We start from the raw sequence: 18,782 nt of genomic DNA on the forward strand, positions 1-18,782 counted from the left end.
TTAGTAGCCGGTCTTAGGCAGAGTAGTAACACCCGGCTTGTAGACCGTTGTTACCCAGCGGTCAGTCGCCATGATCCACTGTCCGCCGTGCAGGCCGCCTACATCGGTGCGATTTGCAAACTGGTAACCGTTGTTCAGCCAGCTATTTGTCCAGCAGAGAATATAGGGTGCATCCACCTGTGCAAAGCCAGCCTTGACCGTGCCGAAAACAAACATGAAGTCGGTCATATACTCGTTGGAGGCCAGTCCCAGTGCCGCAGGCGAAGCGTCCAGCGAATAGTTCTTCATAGTGGATAGGTTGTCCGCCAGCGTGCGGTAGTCATGCAGATTGGTCTTGTAGACCACCTTATAACTGAGTTTCTGGTTCCATGTGCCGGTAATGATCTTGGTCAGGCGTACCGCCGAAGTCGGCAGTGTGTCGCGCCAGTAGAAGCTGTTCAGCGGTACGGTGGAGTTGTTGGCGATGTTCTTGAAGTCGTAGCGGATAGTCTGGGACGGCGTAACCTGCTTGTAGCCGCGCTTGGTCACGGAAACATTGGTGTAAACGCTCTGGTTCAGCACTTCCACGCGCACGATCTGGCCGGAGAATTCGATCTCCACCTCGATAGGCTGTGTGGTGGCGCTGTAGAATACCGGTGCTTTGGTTTCGCGGATGGTGTAGCGACCCAAAGGCAGGGTATCCGATTTCGCAACACCATTCTTATCAGTAACAACGGTATTTACCAAATCACCGGCACGATTATAAATTTCAAAGGTCGCACCGGGCAAAAGAGTTCCGGCCACAAGCGCATTGAATGGGTTATCGTCTGCGGATTTCTTGGTGATTTGGATTTGTCCCATCGTGGGCGTGTTCTTCCATGTGATCGTAGAAGTGCCGCCGTATTCCACATAGAAGGTTTTGACTGTGGTATCCAGCACATAACCGTCCGCCGCCTGGATTTCCCGCACCAGGTACTTTCCGTCCGTCAGCGTCTTGTCGATATAGACATAGCCGTTCTGGTCGGAGGTGTACTGGCCGATGGGATTTCCCTTGCTGTCCGAAACGAGGAAAGTCACGCCGTAAATGCCCTTGCCGGTCACACTATCGATCTTGTGGATGAGCATGGAGCTGGCCTGCGTGTTCTCGATGGTCAGCGAGGTCGTTTTACCAGCTTTCACCTCAAAATTGTGGGGCGTACTGTCCAGCAGATAGCCCTTTGCAGCTTTGATCTCGGTGGCGGTGTACCAGCCGTCCGCAAGCTGCGGGAGCGTGATAACGCCGTTGCTGTCGGTGGTGTAGGTGCCGATGCGCTCGCCGTTCATCTTAGCGATCTCAAACTGCACACCCTTGATGCGCTCACCGCTGTCCGCGTCCACCTTGATGATCTGACCGCCGCCGATGGGCGTGTTGGTAAAGGTCAGCGTCTGCGTGTCGTTGCGGTCGACCTTAACGGTCTGCGAGGTGCTGTCCAGCACATAGCCGTCCGGCGCTTTGATCTCCGTTACCACATAAGTATCCGGTTTGAGGTCCACCAGCTTGATCTGGCCGTTGCTGTCCGTGGTGTAAATGCCATTAGAAGTGACCGTGCCGCCGTAGTTTCCGACAAACGAACCATCTGAGGTCGTGATTTTGAACTGTGCGCCGGGAAGCGGCTGCTTGGTCACGCTGTCGATCTTGTCGATGATAAGATCGCCGTGTTTGCCGTTGGAAAACTCCACCGTCACCACATCCTGCTCCTTACCGGAGAGATAGACGGTCTGCGGCGTGTCGTCGATCTCATAGCCTGTGGGGGCTTTCGTTTCCTCAACGACATAGGTTCCAGCCTTCAGCCCGGTAATGACGATGGTGCCGTTGGCCGAGGTGGTGTATTCTCCGATGACCGTGCCGCCGGTGCCGGAGGTTCCGCCCAGATAGCGCACACGGAACTTTGCGCCTTGCAGCATGGCTCCGCTGTCCGCGTCCACCTTTTTGATGATGAGCGCCGAAAGCGGCGTGTTCTCAAAGGTCAGCACTTTGCCGGTGCCTGCCTGAATGAAACAGTCCTGCGTGGCCGGGTCTTTGATGGCGTAGCCCGCAGCCGGTTCCACTTCGGTCGCACGATACCAGCCGTCGCGCAGCTTGCTGAGTTTGATCTGACCGTTTTCATCGGTGAAATAGGTGCCGAGGTCGTTCAGTTCTCCGGTGAAGCTGTTGTTGCTGGCATAGGTGATGTGGAACTTTGCGCCCTTGATGGGGTCTTTCGTAATGCTGTCCACCTTGTCGATGGTCAGGGTAGGTTTGGGATAATTGCGGAAACGCACCGTACCCGTTTTATTGGGAACGAGGGTGATGGTCTGCGCCTCGCTGTCCAGCAGATAACCGTCCGGCACACTGGTTTCACGCACCACATACACACCGGGGTCAAGGGCGGTGAGCAGAGCCTCGCCGTTGGCATCGGTCTTGACGGTGGTGAGCGTGCTGCTGTCTGCTTTGTTGACGGTGAAGGTCACACTGGCCAGCGGTGCGCCCGTCACGGCGTCAGTCTTTACGATTTTGAGATTGGGCTTCTTCTCATTGTTCACCACCAGCGTGCTGTCCTTGCCGGGAAACAGCTCTGCATGGTATTCCGTGTCATTCAGCACATAGCCGCTGGGCGCTGCGATCTCCTTGACCGAGTACACGCCCGGTTCCAAATCAGAGATGGAGATGCGCCCGTTGGTGTCGGTCACGCGGTCGAGGTAGTGGCTGCCGTCCTCGATCTTTGCGATACGGAAAGTTGCACCAGCAAGATAGCTGTCGTTCTCCGCGTCGTATTTCACCACGGACAGGACCGGCTTTTCCGTATTGGTGAACACGAAACGAGCATTTTCTCCGGCATTGATCTGGATAACGCGCTTGTCATCATCCATCAGATAACCATTCGGCGCGGTAATTTCCTCCACGGTATATGCGCCCGGCTCCAACGCGGTCAGGTCGATCTCGCCGTTCTTGTCGGTCACATATTCCTTGGAGAAAGTGCCGCCTACCAGAGAAATGCGGAACTTGACATTGGTCAGCGGCTCCATCGTGCGGCTGTCCACCTTGATGATGTGGATACCGGGCTTGACAGTGTTGAAGAAAGTCAGTGTTTTGATACCGCCGCCTGCGGTGAGTTCGATCTGCTGCGGCGTGCTGTCCAGCACATAACCTGCACTGGTGGAAACCTCCTTTACCAGATAGGTTCCCGGCTGGAGGTCGGTCAGGCGGATCTGTCCCATCTCGTCCGTGGAGAACGAGCCGATGAGAACAGTATCGCGGGTAACTTCAAAGGTCACATCGGGCAGGACTTCATGGGTCTGCTCATCGTACTTGGTGATGATAAGACCCGGTTTGGCCTGATTTTTCAGCACAAAGCTGGTTTCCGTGCCGGAAGTCACATTCACGGTGTAGGTCTGGTCGTCCTTGACATAGCCGCCGGGGGCAGACACCTCGCGCACCTGATATGCACCGGGTTTTAGCTTGTCGAAGTACACGCTGCCGCCGAGGTCGGTGGTGCCGGTCTGGGTGACACCGCTTTCGATGTGCTTGATCTCCACAGTCGCACCGGCGAGAGAAGCGCCGCTGTCCGCGTCGATCTTGTCCACGCGCAGATTGCCGTAGGGTGCGTTTTCAAAGGTGACAGTCGCGGTATTGCCGTAGTCCACGGAAACGGTCTTGGTAGTTTCCGTGCCCAGCAGGTGCCACTTGGGCGCTGCTTTCTCTGTAATGACATACTGGCCGGAGAGGGTCAGCGGAATAATGATCTTGCCGCTGGTATCCGTGACAAAGCTGCCGAGGACCGTCCCATCCGGTGCCTTTACCTCGAAAGTTGCGCCAGAAAGGGGCGTATTCGTTCCGGTTTCTACCTTTTTAATGATAAGGGTAGTTTCTGTGGACGTTTCCGGTTCGTCCGGGGTATCAGACGGCGTAGAAGAATAGCGGCTGAAAGTGGACTGCCGAATTTCAGTGGTAGGGTCGGTGTCGCACATATACCGCTGCAAGGTGCCGTATTTGCTGGTTTCCGCGCACAGCGCGTAGTAGATGGCATACTTGTAGACATTGGCGTGCAGCGACATCTGCACCGCGCCGGTCTGGTCATTTACGCTGTCCTTGGGATACAGCACCTTGAACTGACCGGCATAGCTGGCCCCGTTGGGCGAGGTTCTGATTTTGGTGATGTCGTTGTTATTCATGTCTACGATACGGGTGCCCTCCGGCACTTCATCCGGCATGGTGAATCCGATGTCGATGTCATAGTCGCAAACCCATGTTTCCGAATCCGCCGTGAACACCTGCTGCAAGTATTCCTTGCCGTCTATGGTGACGGGATAGGCCGAATCTTTATCGGCTGTCACTGTGATGGTAGGCTGCGGCACACGGTTCCACCAGATACCGCGTTTGTAGATGTCCTTTGCCGCCGCCAGCAGTTTTTCGCCGCGTTCCTTCTCCACACCGGACAGGGACGGGTTGACCTTCAACCGGTCAATGCTCCAGCCGTCGATGAGATAGCACCAGAGCGCCATCTTCGTGGCGTAGTACGCCTGATACTTATTGTCCAGCTTAAGTTCAGACAGACCGCGATGAGGGTAGCCATTGGCGATGATTCCGACGATCTTCGGGTCGTTGCTGGCCTCGTTTGCAATATATTTGATGCTCGTGCCGGGACTGACCGACTGCGGCACACCCTTTGTTGTAGGGTTGATGCAGTAGGCCGGGATTTCCTTGATCGCGCCGCTGGCCGACTTGAAATTGAAGTAGGTATAGGACTGGGATCGGACAACGCCGTTCATGCTGAGATAGGACATTTTATAGCCGCCGTTGGTGATATTCACCTCGCCCAGCGCACCGCCGATGGTGCTGCTGGCCGCCGATGCGAAGCCCGTGCAAAGGCTCAGCATCGTTGCGATGCACAGAAGCATCGCTATCATTCTTTTTCGCATAAATACCTCCTGAAAACAGTAGCAGCACAAACCATTTTTCAGGTTTGTGCCGCTGTAAAGTGATTCACATCGATATTATTTTTGCCGAGCCTGTACACACCAGCGGTAGTCCGGCTGGTTCATTACGCAGGTCACCAGCGTTACCATGTTCTCATCGGACGGATTCAGTACACTCACATCATTCACAGATACCTTTCGCACCGAATAGACGGAATATCTGCGTGTTCCGAGTGTGGTGGTCAGCGTGATGGTGTCACCATTTTTCAGCGTGTGTATCTTGCCGAAATGGTTGTTTACGCCGCGATTATGTCCAGCGAAAGCCACATTGCCGTCCCAGATAGAAGTTTCGGTAAAATGGCCTGCGCCTTTTCTCATTGCGGTGCTATCCGTCCCCTGATAGATTTTGGCGCTCAGTCCAATGGCAGGCGCAGAGAGCGTACCAAGGGAACCATCCTTGTAATACAGGCTGCTGGTCACAGTGGTATAACCGCTGCTCCAAGTAGTGCCGCTGTTCGAGGGCGTTTCTGCGGCAGGCGGCATGACCGTAGCAGTGCCAGTAGTGCCGCTACTTGCCGTGCCGCTTTCCAGATACCCACCGGTCAGCAGATTGGGTGTCAGCCGCTCACCAGAACCGGGCATATCTGCCATCGGACTGCCAAATGCAGGCGGAATATAGGCGGCGTTCTTGCTCACATCAGTTTCAAAGATATTTGTTCCCCCAACCACCGTCACCGGCTCGATGCTGGTGGACTTACCAAAGCTGCCTGCCGGAGCATCGGCTTCTGTGTACTCAAGAGCTAACGCCGGGGTAATGCTCATCGCTGTCGCTGCCACCAGCGTCAGTCCCAGCATCCTTGCTGCTTTTGACAACCTTGTAATCTGCGTCATAGATCGTTTCATCCTCGTTCTGTCCTTTCTTTCTGTTCTTGATTTTGGCTGCGATAAAACCTGCCAGGCAGAGCAGGACCAGTCCTCCCGGAATGGCTAGATACCGCCAGTCCATCGTCTGAACTTCGGGGGCTTCCACCTCCGGCACGACAAGCGGTGTTCCGTGAAAAACCGCCACATACTGCACCTTATCCAGTGATACCTTCTCCACCTCGCCGCTGTATTGCGCCGTGACCGTGTAGCCGGTCACATTGCGGCTGGACGCTGTTCCCGTGTAGGTGACGATGGCGGAAAATCGGTTGCCGATGGTATCATCGTCCACATTTTCCGTATTATCCGTCTGCCAGTCCACAGTCGAGAAGTTCAGTGTACGCCCGTTTTCCGTCGTAGTCTTAGGGACATACTCCAAGTCCATGCTGCTGAGATTGGGGTAGGTTCGTGTGGCCGAAACTGTCCACGAATTGTTCTTGTAGCCAGCGGGTTCTACGGTAATCGTGCTGGTATCCAGTTTGAGTGTGCCAGTGAAACCGTCCTCAGTCGTGATTTCTTTGGTGTCCGCAAGCAAAGGGAGAATGGCCGTCAGTTCCTTGCTGCCACTGTTGACCGTAACAGTTTCGGTGTATGCTTTGCTCTGCTGTTCGGGCAGCTCTTGCCGGAGCATATCCGTAAGGACAAACGAATAGCCGTCCTGCTCAAAACCTTGCTTCACCTGTGCGGACGGTTCCTGATTTACCTGCATCTCATAGGTTTTTCGGACTTCAAAGATGCCGTTATAGAGGTTATAGCTGACTTGTGATGGGTATTCTGCTGCAAACGCAGTAGTCGTGCTGAGCAGCAGCAACACCGCAAGAATCGTGATTGTTTTCTTCATCTCTCTTTTTCCTTTCCGGGCAGAGGCGGCGTCTGCCGTTCCTGCCGCTTATATTGCCGTATCCGTGCGATAACAGACAGCGGTTCTTCAATCTCCGCTTTCTCTTGCTTCCAGCCAGTCCCGCGCTCGGCGGATCTGTTCTCTTGCAGAACACGGGACTCGGCTTTTTTTAACGGCTCGTCCTCCGATTTTGCACGCTCCGGCGCGGCATAGTGCAGGCGCTCGAAAATACGGTTCAGCTTGGACACATCCTCGGCTTTCGCCAGGATGTCCACATGACCGTTTCCGTTTGCGCCGTCTTTGATGACGCTGAACAGAACGCCGTATTTCTTCGCTTCCTGCTTGAAAATGGCTAAGTCCGGTTCTTTCAGGTCAAACACCCGCAGCTCCTTACCGCTGCGAAGCAGGGCGTTCATGTGGGTCTTGCCGCGCAGTTTCTGGTTCTCGTTGGCCAGTGCTAGACACAGAGCCGCAAGGTTCTTCGCACCCAGCGCCGCCAACTTTGCCGCCGCTTCGGAAATCTGGATGGCTTCGCGCGTCATCTGCTCGGCGGCTTCGCTGCCTTGACTCATGGTATCGTTCCTCCTTCTGTATCAATGTAGCTTCGTGAACACGGGTCTGCACCCGTTCTGCGTCCGCTTCGATCTGCGCGCAGAGCCGCAGTTCTCGGCGGAGCGACTTGATCTGGGCGGTGCGCGTGCTGATCTCCTGCGACAGCACTTGTTTTTGTGTTTCATCGGCGCGCCTTCTTTCTTCATAAAGTGGTTTTCGCTCAAGCAGCGCGACTTCAAGCCGCTCTGTGAGGGTGTGTTTCGTGTTTTGCAGGTCTGAGGCGGTGTCGATATGGTGTTCGCACAGAAACCGGTGCTGCTTCAGGTATTGCTCAAACCGTATCGTGTCCTCCCAAAGATACCGGCTGACCTTTTTCGATCCGCGTCCCTTGACCGCCCCGCGCAGCAGGTAGACATAGCGGAAATACAATGCACGGAAGCCATGTGCTTTGGGGTACTTCTTCAAGTGGCCTTTACAGACATAGCGGCGCGGTACAGGCGGCTTTTTCGGTTTGCTCCAGCAATGCTGCGACAAAATGCGCTGCTCGATGGCGCCATCGGTGTAGTTTTCGCCCAGACTATCCAGCCGGATGAAGCCCTTTCCGTAGGGCGGCTTGACAGCGGTGTGTTTTCGGTTCCCAGCGTGAATTTGATAACCGGCTTTTCGCAGACCGTCCAGAAAGGTCGTAAAGTTGAGCGATTGCCCGACTATATCATCAATGTCCCGGCGTATCTGCTCCCGGATGGTAGGCTGTTTGGACTTCGCCGCCTGCCATTCCTGATGGCTTTTTCCTTTGCCTTTCGGCAGAATGACGGACAGACCGTATTCGCGGCACAGGTCGTCCGACACCTTCTGGATTTCTTTGAAGTAGGTTTTCATATTGCAGCGTAGTTTCCTGCCGTCCAGAAAGGACACGGAATTGACCGCTATGTGGTTGTGCAGATGGTGTTTATCGAGGTGGGTTCCAACAACTATCTCGAACCGCTCTCCGAACAGCCGTCGCGCAAACTCTACACCGATGGCGTGGGTCTGCTCCGGGGTAATCTCACCCGGCTGAAAGGATTGGATAATGTGATAGCCCTGTATGCCGCCGGTCTTGTTGTAACGCCGCTTGGTGCGTTCCATATCCCGTGCGGCATTTTCGACGCTCACGCAGTTTAGACAGCTTTCAAACAGCCGCTTCTCGGTTTTGTCCGGGTTGACGGCGTATTCGATCATGCCGGAAAGGGAGGTCTTTTCTTCGTTTGCGGCGTATTGAACGGTTTTCTCAAATCGGCTTCGTATGGCGAACACTTTGGTAATCGCCATGTCAGAACGCCTTGAGTTTTTCCCAGATCTGCGACTGCATATCTGCGATGAGGCGCAGAGTTTCCTCCGTCACCGGCTCGCCGGAGTTGACGCGCTTGGTGATCTGATTGATGTTGTTGGCAATGCCGGAGGTCTGCCGCAGCAGCTCCGCCCACTCCTCTTTGGGACGCGGTTGCATCCGCACACCGAGGATCACATTGCGGACAAACGGCTCAATCTTCAGTCCAGCCAGCTCTGCCTGCTCCAGCAGGTGGCCACGTTCTGCGTCCGTCAGACGGACGGTGATTTTTCGTTCTCTCAGTTTCATGTTTTCCTCCTATCGGGATTGTAATAAATCGGGGTTTCAGGGCGCTCCCTGACAAGCCGCACTGTTCGGTTACGAACGGCGTATTCCGCAAAATGCTGTCATTTTGCTATGCTTGCAAGGAAATTCGGAGCGGACAGAGCCGCACCGAATTTCAAGCCGCCTGCGGCTTACCGTTCCGGCTCGTTTCTCGCCCTCGGTCGCGGAGAGATGCCTTTCTGACGCATGAGCCATTCATTGTAGTCCTTGCCATCAGCGGGCAGTTCCACCGATACGGGCAGGTTAGTAATTGCCTGCGAGATAGCACTGGCCGCGCCGCGGCCTACCGCGTCGTTATCCAGCCGCAGCACAATTTCGCAAACATCGGCATGAGCGTTCAGATAGCCTTGCAGTGCTACCGGGACTTTGGGAACTTCGTTGGGAGTGGATTTGTAAACGCCGCCGAGAGAAAGAACGGACTCCTGCCGCCAGTCCGCACCCTGCATTTTTACCTGTGTGAGATAGGAGAGCGCGTCAATGGCACACTCGAACACATTCAGTTTTCCATTGCCTTTTCCGGTGATGGAAAAGCAGAATTGCTTGCTGCTGCCGGTCACATCTCGCTTGAAGCCGTTGCCGGAGAGTGTTCCGCGCAGTGTAGCGTACCGTGGTGTTTTGCCGTCATAGCCGACGAAGACAGCGTTGTGATAGTCGGCGGCTTCATACAGAAGTCCATGCTGAAAGCAGTAGTCGAGTATCGCCATGTCAATGCCGCGTGAAAGCAGATAGGCGGTCACACGCTTGTTGTTCTGGAAACGTACCGGCAGAAGAAATTCTGCTTTCGGCGTTTCTTTCTGTTTGACGGGCGCAGACTGCACTTCGCGAGCATCAAAAAAGCCGCACTGCTCATTGACAAGCTGTACGGCATCGGGAAATTTCATATTTTCGACTTTGATCAGATACTCCAGCGCGTTGACACCACCCGTTTTATCGTGGGACCACCAGCACCATTTTCCGTTGGAGATTTTCAGACTGTCGTGGCTACGGAGCTTGTACGCTCCGGGACCGGTGGGAATGAGTTCATCCGGCTTGTATCGCCGGAGAAAGGTCAGCAGGTCAGGCTGACGGGCGCGCTCGATCTGCGCTTTGGTTGCGTAGGGCATGGGTAAACCTCCTATCTTTCTCGTTCTGCTTTGGTTCGCACAATATAATCCTCCACACTGTACCGCTTCATATAGGCGTTTTCACTGGGCGCACGGCTGTTCAGGTCGATTCCCTTTAGCCTGTAGTCATCCGGGTCAAGAACTTGTTCCACCGGAATAAAACACAGCTTTGCCGGAGATTTCAGATTGCCGTTAAATACGCCGACCGGCGTATGGAAACAGCGGTCGCCGCATACCCAGAGAAGTTTCACACCTTTCGGCACTTCACCAAACGGGCGTTTTAGGATGACAACGGACATCGGTTCAGCACCCATCGTGCGGTAATAATCCGTTCTGGCTGTCTTTTCGTAGGCACGGATCAGATTAGAAAAACACATCTGCGGCTGTACATACAGCCAGCTTTCTTGATACCCCATCTCGTCACCTCTCCGGCTCGTCGTGCTTCGGTGCGTTTTTTTTCTTGTCACGCTCCTGCTCAATCAGCAATTCATAAGCATAGTTTACCAGGCAGGGATGCGCGTTCGTGTGGAACTCCGAAAACGGATCATGTTCTGGCGTAATGTGATAGTCCGTTTTGGCGGCTTCACGCTTGGATGCAGCAGAGTACCGTCCGTCCCAGTCGGCGCACTGCACCGTGTATCCAAGAAGAAATTTACAGCGGTCATGTCCAAATTCCTGTGTCCACTCCTGCACGAACTCGCGCATCCTACGCGCTTCGTTGGCATCGCTGATATTCTCTGTGAAAGCGTCGATACACGCACGGTCACGTTTTCGGTTGGCACGGTAGAGATGTACCTCGCCCTTTTCGCGTGCTTCCGAGTACGAGCCTTCGTAACGGAACACAGACGGGTCAGCGTACAGTTTCTCTGCCCGATGTTGCAGGCGAGTGTCGAGATAGCTCTGTACAGAGTCGCGCAGCTCCTCCATGTGCCTGTCCTCCACAGGCAGCCATTCCTCATACATCACTTGCAGAGGATGCTCCAGTTCGTTCAGCACATTGAGTTCCGCTGGCGTAAACTCCGCACTTTCCAAAATCATCAGCAAGTCCTGCTTATTCACGATTTGATAGGCACTGTTGATAATCTCCTGCGGCGGTTTGGTTTTCATATCCTCCAGATAGGTGTTCAGTTCGGTCAGCGCCTTGTCATAAAGCATCTGGGCGCGTTCTTCGGTCGTATTCATCGTTCAAGTTCCTCCTTGCGTTTGCATTTTTCTTCCTGCACCGGTTCTGGCGCTTTATTATCCATGTTCAGCAGGGCGTTCAGTTCCTCCAGCCGTGCCGTTTTGGTGTTCAGCTCTGCCTCGCGGGGGAACGGCTTTTGTACTTCTACCTTTGCAGTTTCCAGCTGCGTTTGCAGATTGGAAAGCTGCTCGCGACAGGTTTGCTCCTTGATGGGCAGTCCCTCCAGCGCATTGTCCATGCGCTGCAAATTGCCGAACACATCGGTTCCCAGCGTGACCGTGTGGCGGAGCTGCCCGATCATGGTCAGGCGGTATTCCCGCGCGAAGGTATCAAAGGACAGTTCCAGTGTCAGGCCGCGATAGCTGCCGATCTGTGTCGCCTCCGGGGAGAGCATCGTTTGGCACATGGTCAGCAGCGCCGCGCCCGCCTCCTTCTTGTCGGCATGGGTGACGCCCGCCAGTGTAAGCGGAGAGAAGCCGTCCTCATTGGGATGGGTATTCTCCTTGACCGTGGCAATATCCGCGCCATACCCGGTGATCCGTTCCTGTGCTTCCGCGATTTGCTTCGGAAAGCCCTTGCTGATGGCGTCCTCCAGCGCGTATTTCTGAGAAAGGTGGTTGGCTTTCAGCAGCTTCAGCTTGGACACCTCAATGTCAAGATCCATCTTTTCCTTGATCATGGGGTTGCCGCTGGCCAGCGCCTTGATCTCGGCATAAGAAAGCGCCTGTTCGTCTACATCTTCGGCGGAGCGGACAGGCGATTTGCTGGTCATAATTTGCGATATAAATTTCTGCTTGGATTCTACCAACTGATACAAGTAGGCATCGAAGGTGCCCTCGGTGACATAGCTGTAAATGTCTACCTCCGGGTTTTCATTGCCCTGCCGGATGATGCGGCCCTCCCGCTGCTGAAGGTCGGACGGACGCCACGGGCAATCGAGATGGTGGAGTGCGATGAGTTTTTGCTGACAGTTGGTGCCAGCGCCCATGCGCTGGGTGCTGCCCAGCAGGATACGCACCTGACCGCTCCGCACTTTGCCGAACAGGTCTTTCTTCTGTACCTCGCTCTTGGCGTTGTGGATGAAGGCGATCTCGTTTTCGGGAACGCCCAATTCCAGCAATTTCGCGCGAATATCATCATAAACGCTGAAGGTGCCGTCATCCTTCGGTGTGCTGAGGTCGCAAAAAATCATTTGGGTGGAGCGTTGGCCAGCGGTGCGCTGCCAGATCTCAAACACATTTTCGGCGCACTTGGCGGCTTTGCTGTTGGGATCGCTGGGAAGCATGGGGTTGACCAGTCGCTGATCCAGCGCCAGCTTGCGGCCATCGTTGGTAATCATCAGCATATTGTCCACGCTGCTGTCCACCTCGCGGTTGCGGACTTTCTCAGCGCGCTCCGCCAGCGACGCCACGATCTCTTTCTGATACTCGGAGGGTTTCAGGGCGATGTTGTGGTAATGCGCCTCCGGCACGGGGAGCTTGAGCATATCCGCCGTCTGGATGTCCGCCACATTTTTGAAAACGGACATCAACTCTGGCAGGTTATAAAACTTGGCGAAGCGCGTCTTGGCCCGGTAGCCGGTACCCTCCGGAGACAACTCGATTGCGGTGACGGTCTCGCCGTAGTTCGCCGCCCATGCGTCAAAGTGCTGCAAGCCCTGTTCCTCCAGCGCCGACATCTGCAAGTAACGCTGGATGGTGTAAAGCTCCACCATACTGTTGGAAATGGGGGTGCCGGTGGCAAAGACAATGCCGCGTCCCCCAGTAATCTCGTCGAGGTAGCGGCACTTCATAAATAAATCGCTGGATTTCTGCGCTTCGGTCTGGGCAATACCTCCCACATTGCGCATCTTCGTGTAAAGAAAGAGATTTTTGAAATAATGGCTCTCATCAATGAAGATACGGTCAACACCCAATTCCTCAAAGGTGACCACATCGTCCTTGCGGCTCTGGTCATTCAGCTTGTCGATCTTGGCTTGCAGGCCCTTCTTGGTTTTCTCCATCTGTTTGATGGTGAAGTTCTCGGCTTTTTCTCGCTTGGCATCGGAAATCCCCACCATGATCTCGTCGATCTGCTGTTCCAGAATGACCCGCTGGCGCTCTACGCTCATAGGGATCTTCTCGAACTGCGAATGCCCGATAATAACGGCGTCATAGTCGCCGGTGGCGATTCTGCCACAGAATTTCTTGCGGTTTTTGGTCTCAAAATCCTTGCGGGTAGCGACAAGGATGTTCGCTGCCGGATAGAGCTGCAAAAACTCAGTGGCCCACTGCTCTGTCAGGTGGTTGGGCACCACAAAGAGAGATTTTTGACACAGGCCCAGCCGCTTTGACTCCATCGCCGCCGCGACCATTTCAAATGTCTTGCCGGCACCGACAACGTGTGCCAACAGCGTATTTCCACCGTAGAGAATGTGCGCGATGGCGTTGACCTGGTGCTTGCGGAGCGTGATCTCCGGGTTCATGCCTGAAAAGCTGATGTGACTGCCATCATACTCACGGGGGCGGTTGCTGTTGAACAGAATATTATAGGTCTTACAGATGGCTTCGCGCCGGTCCGGGTCTTTCCAGATCCACTCAGCAAAGGCATCTTTAATGAGTTCCTGCTTGCTCTGGGCGATGGCGGTTTCCTTCTTGTTGAGGACAGCGGTTTTCCTGCCATCGTCATCGTACACATAATCGAAAATGCGGACATCCTTCAGATTCAAGGTAACTTCGATGATTTCATAGGCGTTGATGCGCTGTGTGCCGTAGGTGCTAATGGCCTTGACATTGCCGCGATCCTTGCTCTTACCCTCGATGCGCCATTCACCGGTGATTTTAGAATAGTGGACCTTCATGCCCCATTGTGCGCTGCGGGGTGTACCCAGCGTTTCAAAAATAAATCGGCGCACATATTCAGTGTCCAGCCATGTAGCGCCCAGCCGGACGGAGATCTCGCTGGCGGTGAGGTCGGTGGGCTGCACCTGCGCCAATGCCTCGGCGTTGATCTGATACTGCGTGTCCTGCTCCGCCTTGCCTTGAGCAACCGCCAATTTCTGACGCACATTGCCGGAGAGGTATTCATCTGCGGGCAGGTATTTCTCATGCCCATCGTTCTCGCCGGTGTAAGCGGGGTTCAGGAACACCACGCCGGTCAACTCAGAAAACAGCGTCTCCTCGTCCTTGCCGGTGAGCTTCCCCATGTATTCCATATCCACATGGGCCTTTTCGCCGATGGACAGCGCCAGTGCCTCCACCGCTGTATCTACCTTTTCAGCGGGTTTGTGGCTGCGGATGGTGCGCTTGGTGAACAGGTCAGCCTTCCGTTTCAGGTTCCGGTCCTCGTCCAGAATTTCCAGTGAACACAGCAGAAAATAGGAACTGTCCTGGTCAAACGCGATGGCGTTGCCGCGGGAATTGATGAGTCCGTATTTCCGGGTAAAGGCATCGTAGAGGGCATTCAGCTTGGCTTGCTGCGCCTTGATTTCTTCATCGGGATAGTCCTCGGTCTGGTATTCCAACAGCGTCCGCACACAGTCCCGCAGCTCGATCATGCCGCGGATTCTGCTCTCCGTCGTCTTGGATACCTCCACGGGGTTCATCCGGCTGTTTTCACGGTAGTAGATCTGGCCGTCCACCAGCGTATAGGAAAAATTGCGGACAGCGGGATCGGCCTCGATGGAATGATCCTCGCCCTCCAATTCTTCCTCCCGGTCATAAGCGGTGATCTCACCGTGGACATTCTGAACGGCCTCCGCCAGCAGCGCTTCCAACGGCTGCTCCGGGTACGGCTCACAGGTGGGCGTGGGGCCGAACGGCCCGGACACCATCTTCATCTCGCCCAAGATCATATCCGGGTGGTCGATGAAGTAGCTGTTCATCTGGATGCCGTCCTCGTTGGTGGCAAGATGCACCCATTCCGGCTCAATATCCACCATTCGTTCCCGCTTTTGTAGGAACAGAATGTCTGAAACAACCTCGGTACCCGCCGCGGCCTTGAACGCATTGTTGGGCAGGCGGATGGCCCCCAGCAGTTCCGCTCGCTGCGCGATGTATTTTCGCGCGCTGGCGGTGCGCTTGTCCATGGTGTAGCTGGAGGTCACAACGGCAATAACACCGCCCGGTCTGACCTGATCCAGCGCCTTGGCGATGAAATACTCATGAATGGGAAAGTTCAGCCGGTCATAGCGTTTATCCGCTACATGGAACTGTCCAAAGGGGACATTGCCGATGGCAACATCAAAAAAGTTATCCGGGAAGGCGGTTTTCTCATAGCCCTGCACCGCAATACTGCTTTTCTGATAAAGCTGGCGGGCGATGCGGCCAGACAGATCGTCCAGCTCCACGCCATAGAGCTTGCTGCCGCTCATGCTTTCCGGCAGCATACCGAGAAAATTGCCGATACCGCAGGACGGCTCCAGAATGTTGCCCTGCGTGAAGTCCATCTGCCCCAGGGCGGCATAGATGCTGCGGATGACCACAGGCGGCGTAAAGAACGCCGTCAGCGTGGATTCGCGGGCGGCGGCGTATTCGGCATCGGTCAGCAGCTCTTTCAGCTCACTGTATCGCGGGTTCTTTTCGTCAAAGAAATCGGCAAGACCGCCCCAGCCCACATACTGTGCCAGCACGGATTGTTCCTCCGCTGTGGCGGCTCGGTTCTCCGCCTCCACGGTTTTCAGGGTACGGATTGCGTCCAGATTGCGCTGAAAACGCTCCAGCGGCGCACCCTCTCCGATATGGTCATCGGTGATGCGGTAGTTCCGGCCATCCGCGTCCAGCGGATAGGCAAGCGCGTTTTGCTTTTTCTTTTTCGGCGGGGTGAGTACCGCAGGCGGCTCGTCCGTCTGCGGCTGCGGCGGGGCCAGCGCAGCTGGGTCCGCCTGCTCCACAATTTTCCGAACAAAGGAGATCGGTTCCGTGCGGAAGATGGGAAAGCCGACCTTTTGGACAAAGGTGATGTCCTGAAAGTTGACAACGCCGTGCGCGGTATCCACGCGATCCACAAGGAAGGTCCTGCCGTCGATCTCAAATATCGTTTCACCGGGAACAAGATTTTGTGCCGCAAATTCTGCGTCGGTGATTGCTGGCTGCGTGGCAGGCTCGACCGGCTGCTCTGCGGCGGTGTCTTTGGCGCGCTCCACATAGAGCCATTCCGCCGCTTCCTTTTCGCTGACCGCCTTTCTGACCTGCTCCAGATAATCCTCAGCCTGCCACTCGCTGGGGAAGGTCTCACGGACGCCCTCGCTGTCAACATAAATTTCGTCCCGAATATCGTCCCAGACGGCGTAGCCGTCGTCCGTTTCGATCACGCTGAACCGCTCATAGGCGGACGGCTGCTCTGCGGCAAGCCGTTCTGCATCCTCTGCGACCTGCTCCGCAAAGCTGCGTTCCTGCTGAGGAGCATCATGCCGGTGGTTGAACAGGCTGAAGGTGCCATCTAAGTAGGCAATGAGCTGATATTTGGCTTCACGAACAGACTTGTAGCTGCGGTCATCTTTCTGCATTTCTTCCAAACGGGCATTCAATGCGTCCATGAGCCACATTGCAGTAGACCTATCCTGCAATTCTTCTTCGATCAGCGGTACTGCCTGATAATAATCCATGCCCATGTAATAGGGACGCGGCACATTGTCCGGTGCATTGTACAGACTGGAGTAAATGGCCCGCGCAACTTGTCTCCGCTCATACTCCGGGATCTTTGCGATAGCATCCTCGCCGGGGAATCGTTTCTGTGCGATCAGGCGCTCATACTCCTTGACCACATTGGGGATGGTCAGATGGACGGTATCATATTTTTTGAATCCGTAGTCCCGCACATATTCCAATCCCTTATGGGTCTTGCTGTGATTGTAACCCGCACATCCGCCACCGCTGTACTCACCAAACTGGCTCTTAATGAATTTCTGGTGTTCCTCCGGCGTGTGGGGATAACAGAAATGGGAGTACACCGCCAGTCGTCTATCAACACTGTCTCTTAGGAAGAACTGGTCGATCTCATCCCGTGTGATGAACATTTTGCACTGCCGCAGGAAGCTCGGTTGGGTGGTGAAACTGCGTTCCGGGTAGGAGAGGCCATCCAGCACAACGCCGATCCGGTGGGTGTTGTAAGCGGATAATCTCCAATGCATAATGTCGTTACCTTGGGCATAAGCGTCCAGAAAAGCATGATATTCCTGCGCCAGCGTTTGCAGACCACCCTCAGTTTTTGCGAACGCCACCATATCCTTATCCAGCTCTGGGTAGCCCTTGTGCTGGTCATGGATGGCCAAAGTCTGCGGGAATAGGCCCTGCGCGCGGCCATCTTCGTTCAGGTCACGGGCAGTCATCAGAAGCGCGTCCATCGCTTCGTGCAGCACCTTGTCCGGGGCTTGTGCCAGTTCGGAGGCAGAGAGATAAGTCCCAGCCTCCAGCAGTTTCAGAATACGGGCCGATGCCTGCTCCCATGTAATCACGGTTTTGCTGTACCCGGTGCGGATGCTGTCCCCTTGGGCGAGGTGGATGCCGTCCTCCAGAAACCACACGGCGTATTTGCGGCCCTCGTACTCGATGCCGCGCCCATTCGCCCTACTGAACTCCCGGTGCAGGAACTCTTCATTTTCCTGCTCTGGCCGCTCCCGCATATAAAATACGGCGATGCGCTCCGCGCTGTTGGGCTCGTTTCCGCCTGTGCAGAGTGCCAGGTCAATGACCTCCTGCGGCACCGTGCGCGCCGGGGCCAGAATGCCAGAGGGCGCGTCTGCTGGAGCCTCGTATACCGGGGCGTCGCCGCCCATGTCGAATAAGGCAAGCTGCTCCGCGACGATTGGGGCATTTTGCAGGCCCAGCTTGATCTTGTACTCGCCGCGCTCAATCAGGCCCTCGGTCATCTCGGTGATGACCGACCATGAAAAAACGGACTCTGAGGTGCGGGAGAGGTAGCTGCCCTCCCACATCAAAAGTCCGTCTTTCTCGGCATGGTAGCCTGTCCGAACACCGTCGGTCAGGACTTCCACCCATATATCGTTGTAGCTGTTTTTCAAGAACTCCGTGCGCTCCGCAAGGCCCTTGTGTGCTTGAAAGTATTCAAAAATCTCCTGCCGCTTGTGCTTGCGCCCGCCGTCATCCAGCAGATTCGCTTCAATGAGGTGCATATCCAAGAAAGCGGGCAGTTCTGCGGCATTTTGCTGTGCGGTGTCATGCTCCAGCGCAAAGGCTGCTGCCTGCTCCTGTGCCTTTTCGTCCGGGTAATCACCGTAGACGCGGAGACACTGGTGTGTTTCGGCGTCATAGACGGCAGCGCCGTCGTATGCAAAGCCGTCTTCCTCCATCGTACCGGCAACATAGCCCTGCGCCGCAGCCTCCGCTTCTTCCAACGTTTGATAGTCCAGCTTATCGTCAAAGCCGTTTTCAATATGGTGATAGGCTGCGACCTGATAGGGTGCGGCCATCTGCGCGGCATATCGGTCAATGGCTTCTGCGGTCAGCCATTCCGGTTTTTCCGGGAGGGTGTCATACAGCTCCCGCATTTTTTTGATCTGCGCGTGGACATTGCCTGCCCACAAATGCTTTTCACTCCGGCCACCGGCGCCGAGGAAGTAGTCACAGTCGGCGCGCAAACGGTCCAGCAGCACATAATCCCCGCTGTGATCGACAAAGG

Annotated in this window: 10 protein-coding genes; all 10 read right to left on the bottom strand. The window is 55.2% G+C overall.

The annotated features are described in order from the left end of the window. Positions 1-4,917: a SpaA isopeptide-forming pilin-related protein gene (locus tag ACTQ3V_RS06050; RefSeq protein ID WP_441466747.1), complete on the bottom strand. Its 4,917-nt coding sequence runs from the start codon at positions 4,915-4,917 to the stop codon at positions 1-3. 75 nt (positions 4,918-4,992) lie between these two features. Beyond that, the gene (locus ACTQ3V_RS06055) at positions 4,993-5,736 is read right to left on the bottom strand and encodes a class D sortase (protein WP_441466748.1); all 744 of its coding nucleotides are present in this window, start codon (positions 5,734-5,736) and stop codon (positions 4,993-4,995) included. Beyond that, positions 5,708-6,676 carry a cell wall anchor protein gene (locus ACTQ3V_RS06060; RefSeq protein WP_441466749.1) on the bottom strand — a complete coding sequence of 323 codons (969 nt, stop codon included), beginning with the start codon at positions 6,674-6,676 and terminating at the stop codon, positions 5,708-5,710. The genes ACTQ3V_RS06055 and ACTQ3V_RS06060 overlap by 29 nt, the downstream gene beginning before the upstream one ends. Next, positions 6,673-7,176 (bottom strand): PcfB family protein, encoded by a 504-nt coding sequence (locus ACTQ3V_RS06065; RefSeq protein ID WP_441466766.1) that lies wholly within the window; start codon positions 7,174-7,176, stop codon positions 6,673-6,675. Before ACTQ3V_RS06065 ends, ACTQ3V_RS06060 begins: the two co-directional genes overlap by 4 nt. Then, positions 7,067-8,536 (bottom strand): relaxase/mobilization nuclease domain-containing protein, encoded by a 1,470-nt coding sequence (locus ACTQ3V_RS06070; RefSeq protein WP_441466750.1) that lies wholly within the window; start codon positions 8,534-8,536, stop codon positions 7,067-7,069. The genes ACTQ3V_RS06065 and ACTQ3V_RS06070 overlap by 110 nt, the downstream gene beginning before the upstream one ends. Position 8,537: 1 nt before the next feature. Further along, positions 8,538-8,843 (bottom strand): plasmid mobilization protein, encoded by a 306-nt coding sequence (locus ACTQ3V_RS06075; protein ID WP_441466751.1) that lies wholly within the window; start codon positions 8,841-8,843, stop codon positions 8,538-8,540. Between the two features lie 167 nt (positions 8,844-9,010). Continuing rightward, positions 9,011-9,982: a DUF3991 domain-containing protein gene (locus tag ACTQ3V_RS06080; protein ID WP_441466752.1), complete on the bottom strand. Its 972-nt coding sequence runs from the start codon at positions 9,980-9,982 to the stop codon at positions 9,011-9,013. Between the two features lie 11 nt (positions 9,983-9,993). Then, positions 9,994-10,398: a hypothetical protein gene (locus tag ACTQ3V_RS06085; RefSeq protein ID WP_441466753.1), complete on the bottom strand. Its 405-nt coding sequence runs from the start codon at positions 10,396-10,398 to the stop codon at positions 9,994-9,996. Positions 10,399-10,402: 4 nt separating this feature from the next. After that, positions 10,403-11,164 (bottom strand): DUF3849 domain-containing protein, encoded by a 762-nt coding sequence (locus ACTQ3V_RS06090; protein ID WP_441466754.1) that lies wholly within the window; start codon positions 11,162-11,164, stop codon positions 10,403-10,405. Next, a complete protein-coding gene (locus ACTQ3V_RS06095; RefSeq protein WP_441466755.1) occupies positions 11,161-18,756 on the bottom strand; it encodes a helicase-like domain-containing protein in 7,596 nt (2,531 codons plus the stop codon). Before ACTQ3V_RS06095 ends, ACTQ3V_RS06090 begins: the two co-directional genes overlap by 4 nt. Positions 18,757-18,782 lie beyond the last annotated feature (26 nt).

Source organism: Candidatus Agathobaculum pullicola (assembly GCF_052117205.1).
Taxonomy (GTDB): Bacteria; Bacillota; Clostridia; order Oscillospirales; family Butyricicoccaceae; genus Agathobaculum; species Agathobaculum pullicola.

Bases quoted from the DNA above. Each gene is read 5' to 3' on its own strand.
- ACTQ3V_RS06080 (WP_441466752.1), bottom strand. From the start codon at position 9,982: ATGCCCTACGCAACCAAAGCGCAGATCGAGCGCGCCCGTCAGCCTGAC.
- ACTQ3V_RS06050 (WP_441466747.1), bottom strand. From the start codon at position 4,917: ATGCGAAAAAGAATGATAGCGATGCTTCTGTGCATCGCAACGATGCTG.
- ACTQ3V_RS06055 (WP_441466748.1), bottom strand. From the start codon at position 5,736: ATGAGCATTACCCCGGCGTTAGCTCTTGAGTACACAGAAGCCGATGCT.
- ACTQ3V_RS06090 (WP_441466754.1), bottom strand. From the start codon at position 11,164: ATGAATACGACCGAAGAACGCGCCCAGATGCTTTATGACAAGGCGCTG.
- ACTQ3V_RS06075 (WP_441466751.1), bottom strand. From the start codon at position 8,843: ATGAAACTGAGAGAACGAAAAATCACCGTCCGTCTGACGGACGCAGAA.
- ACTQ3V_RS06070 (WP_441466750.1), bottom strand. From the start codon at position 8,536: ATGGCGATTACCAAAGTGTTCGCCATACGAAGCCGATTTGAGAAAACC.
- ACTQ3V_RS06085 (WP_441466753.1), bottom strand. From the start codon at position 10,398: ATGGGGTATCAAGAAAGCTGGCTGTATGTACAGCCGCAGATGTGTTTT.
- ACTQ3V_RS06060 (WP_441466749.1), bottom strand. From the start codon at position 6,676: ATGAAGAAAACAATCACGATTCTTGCGGTGTTGCTGCTGCTCAGCACG.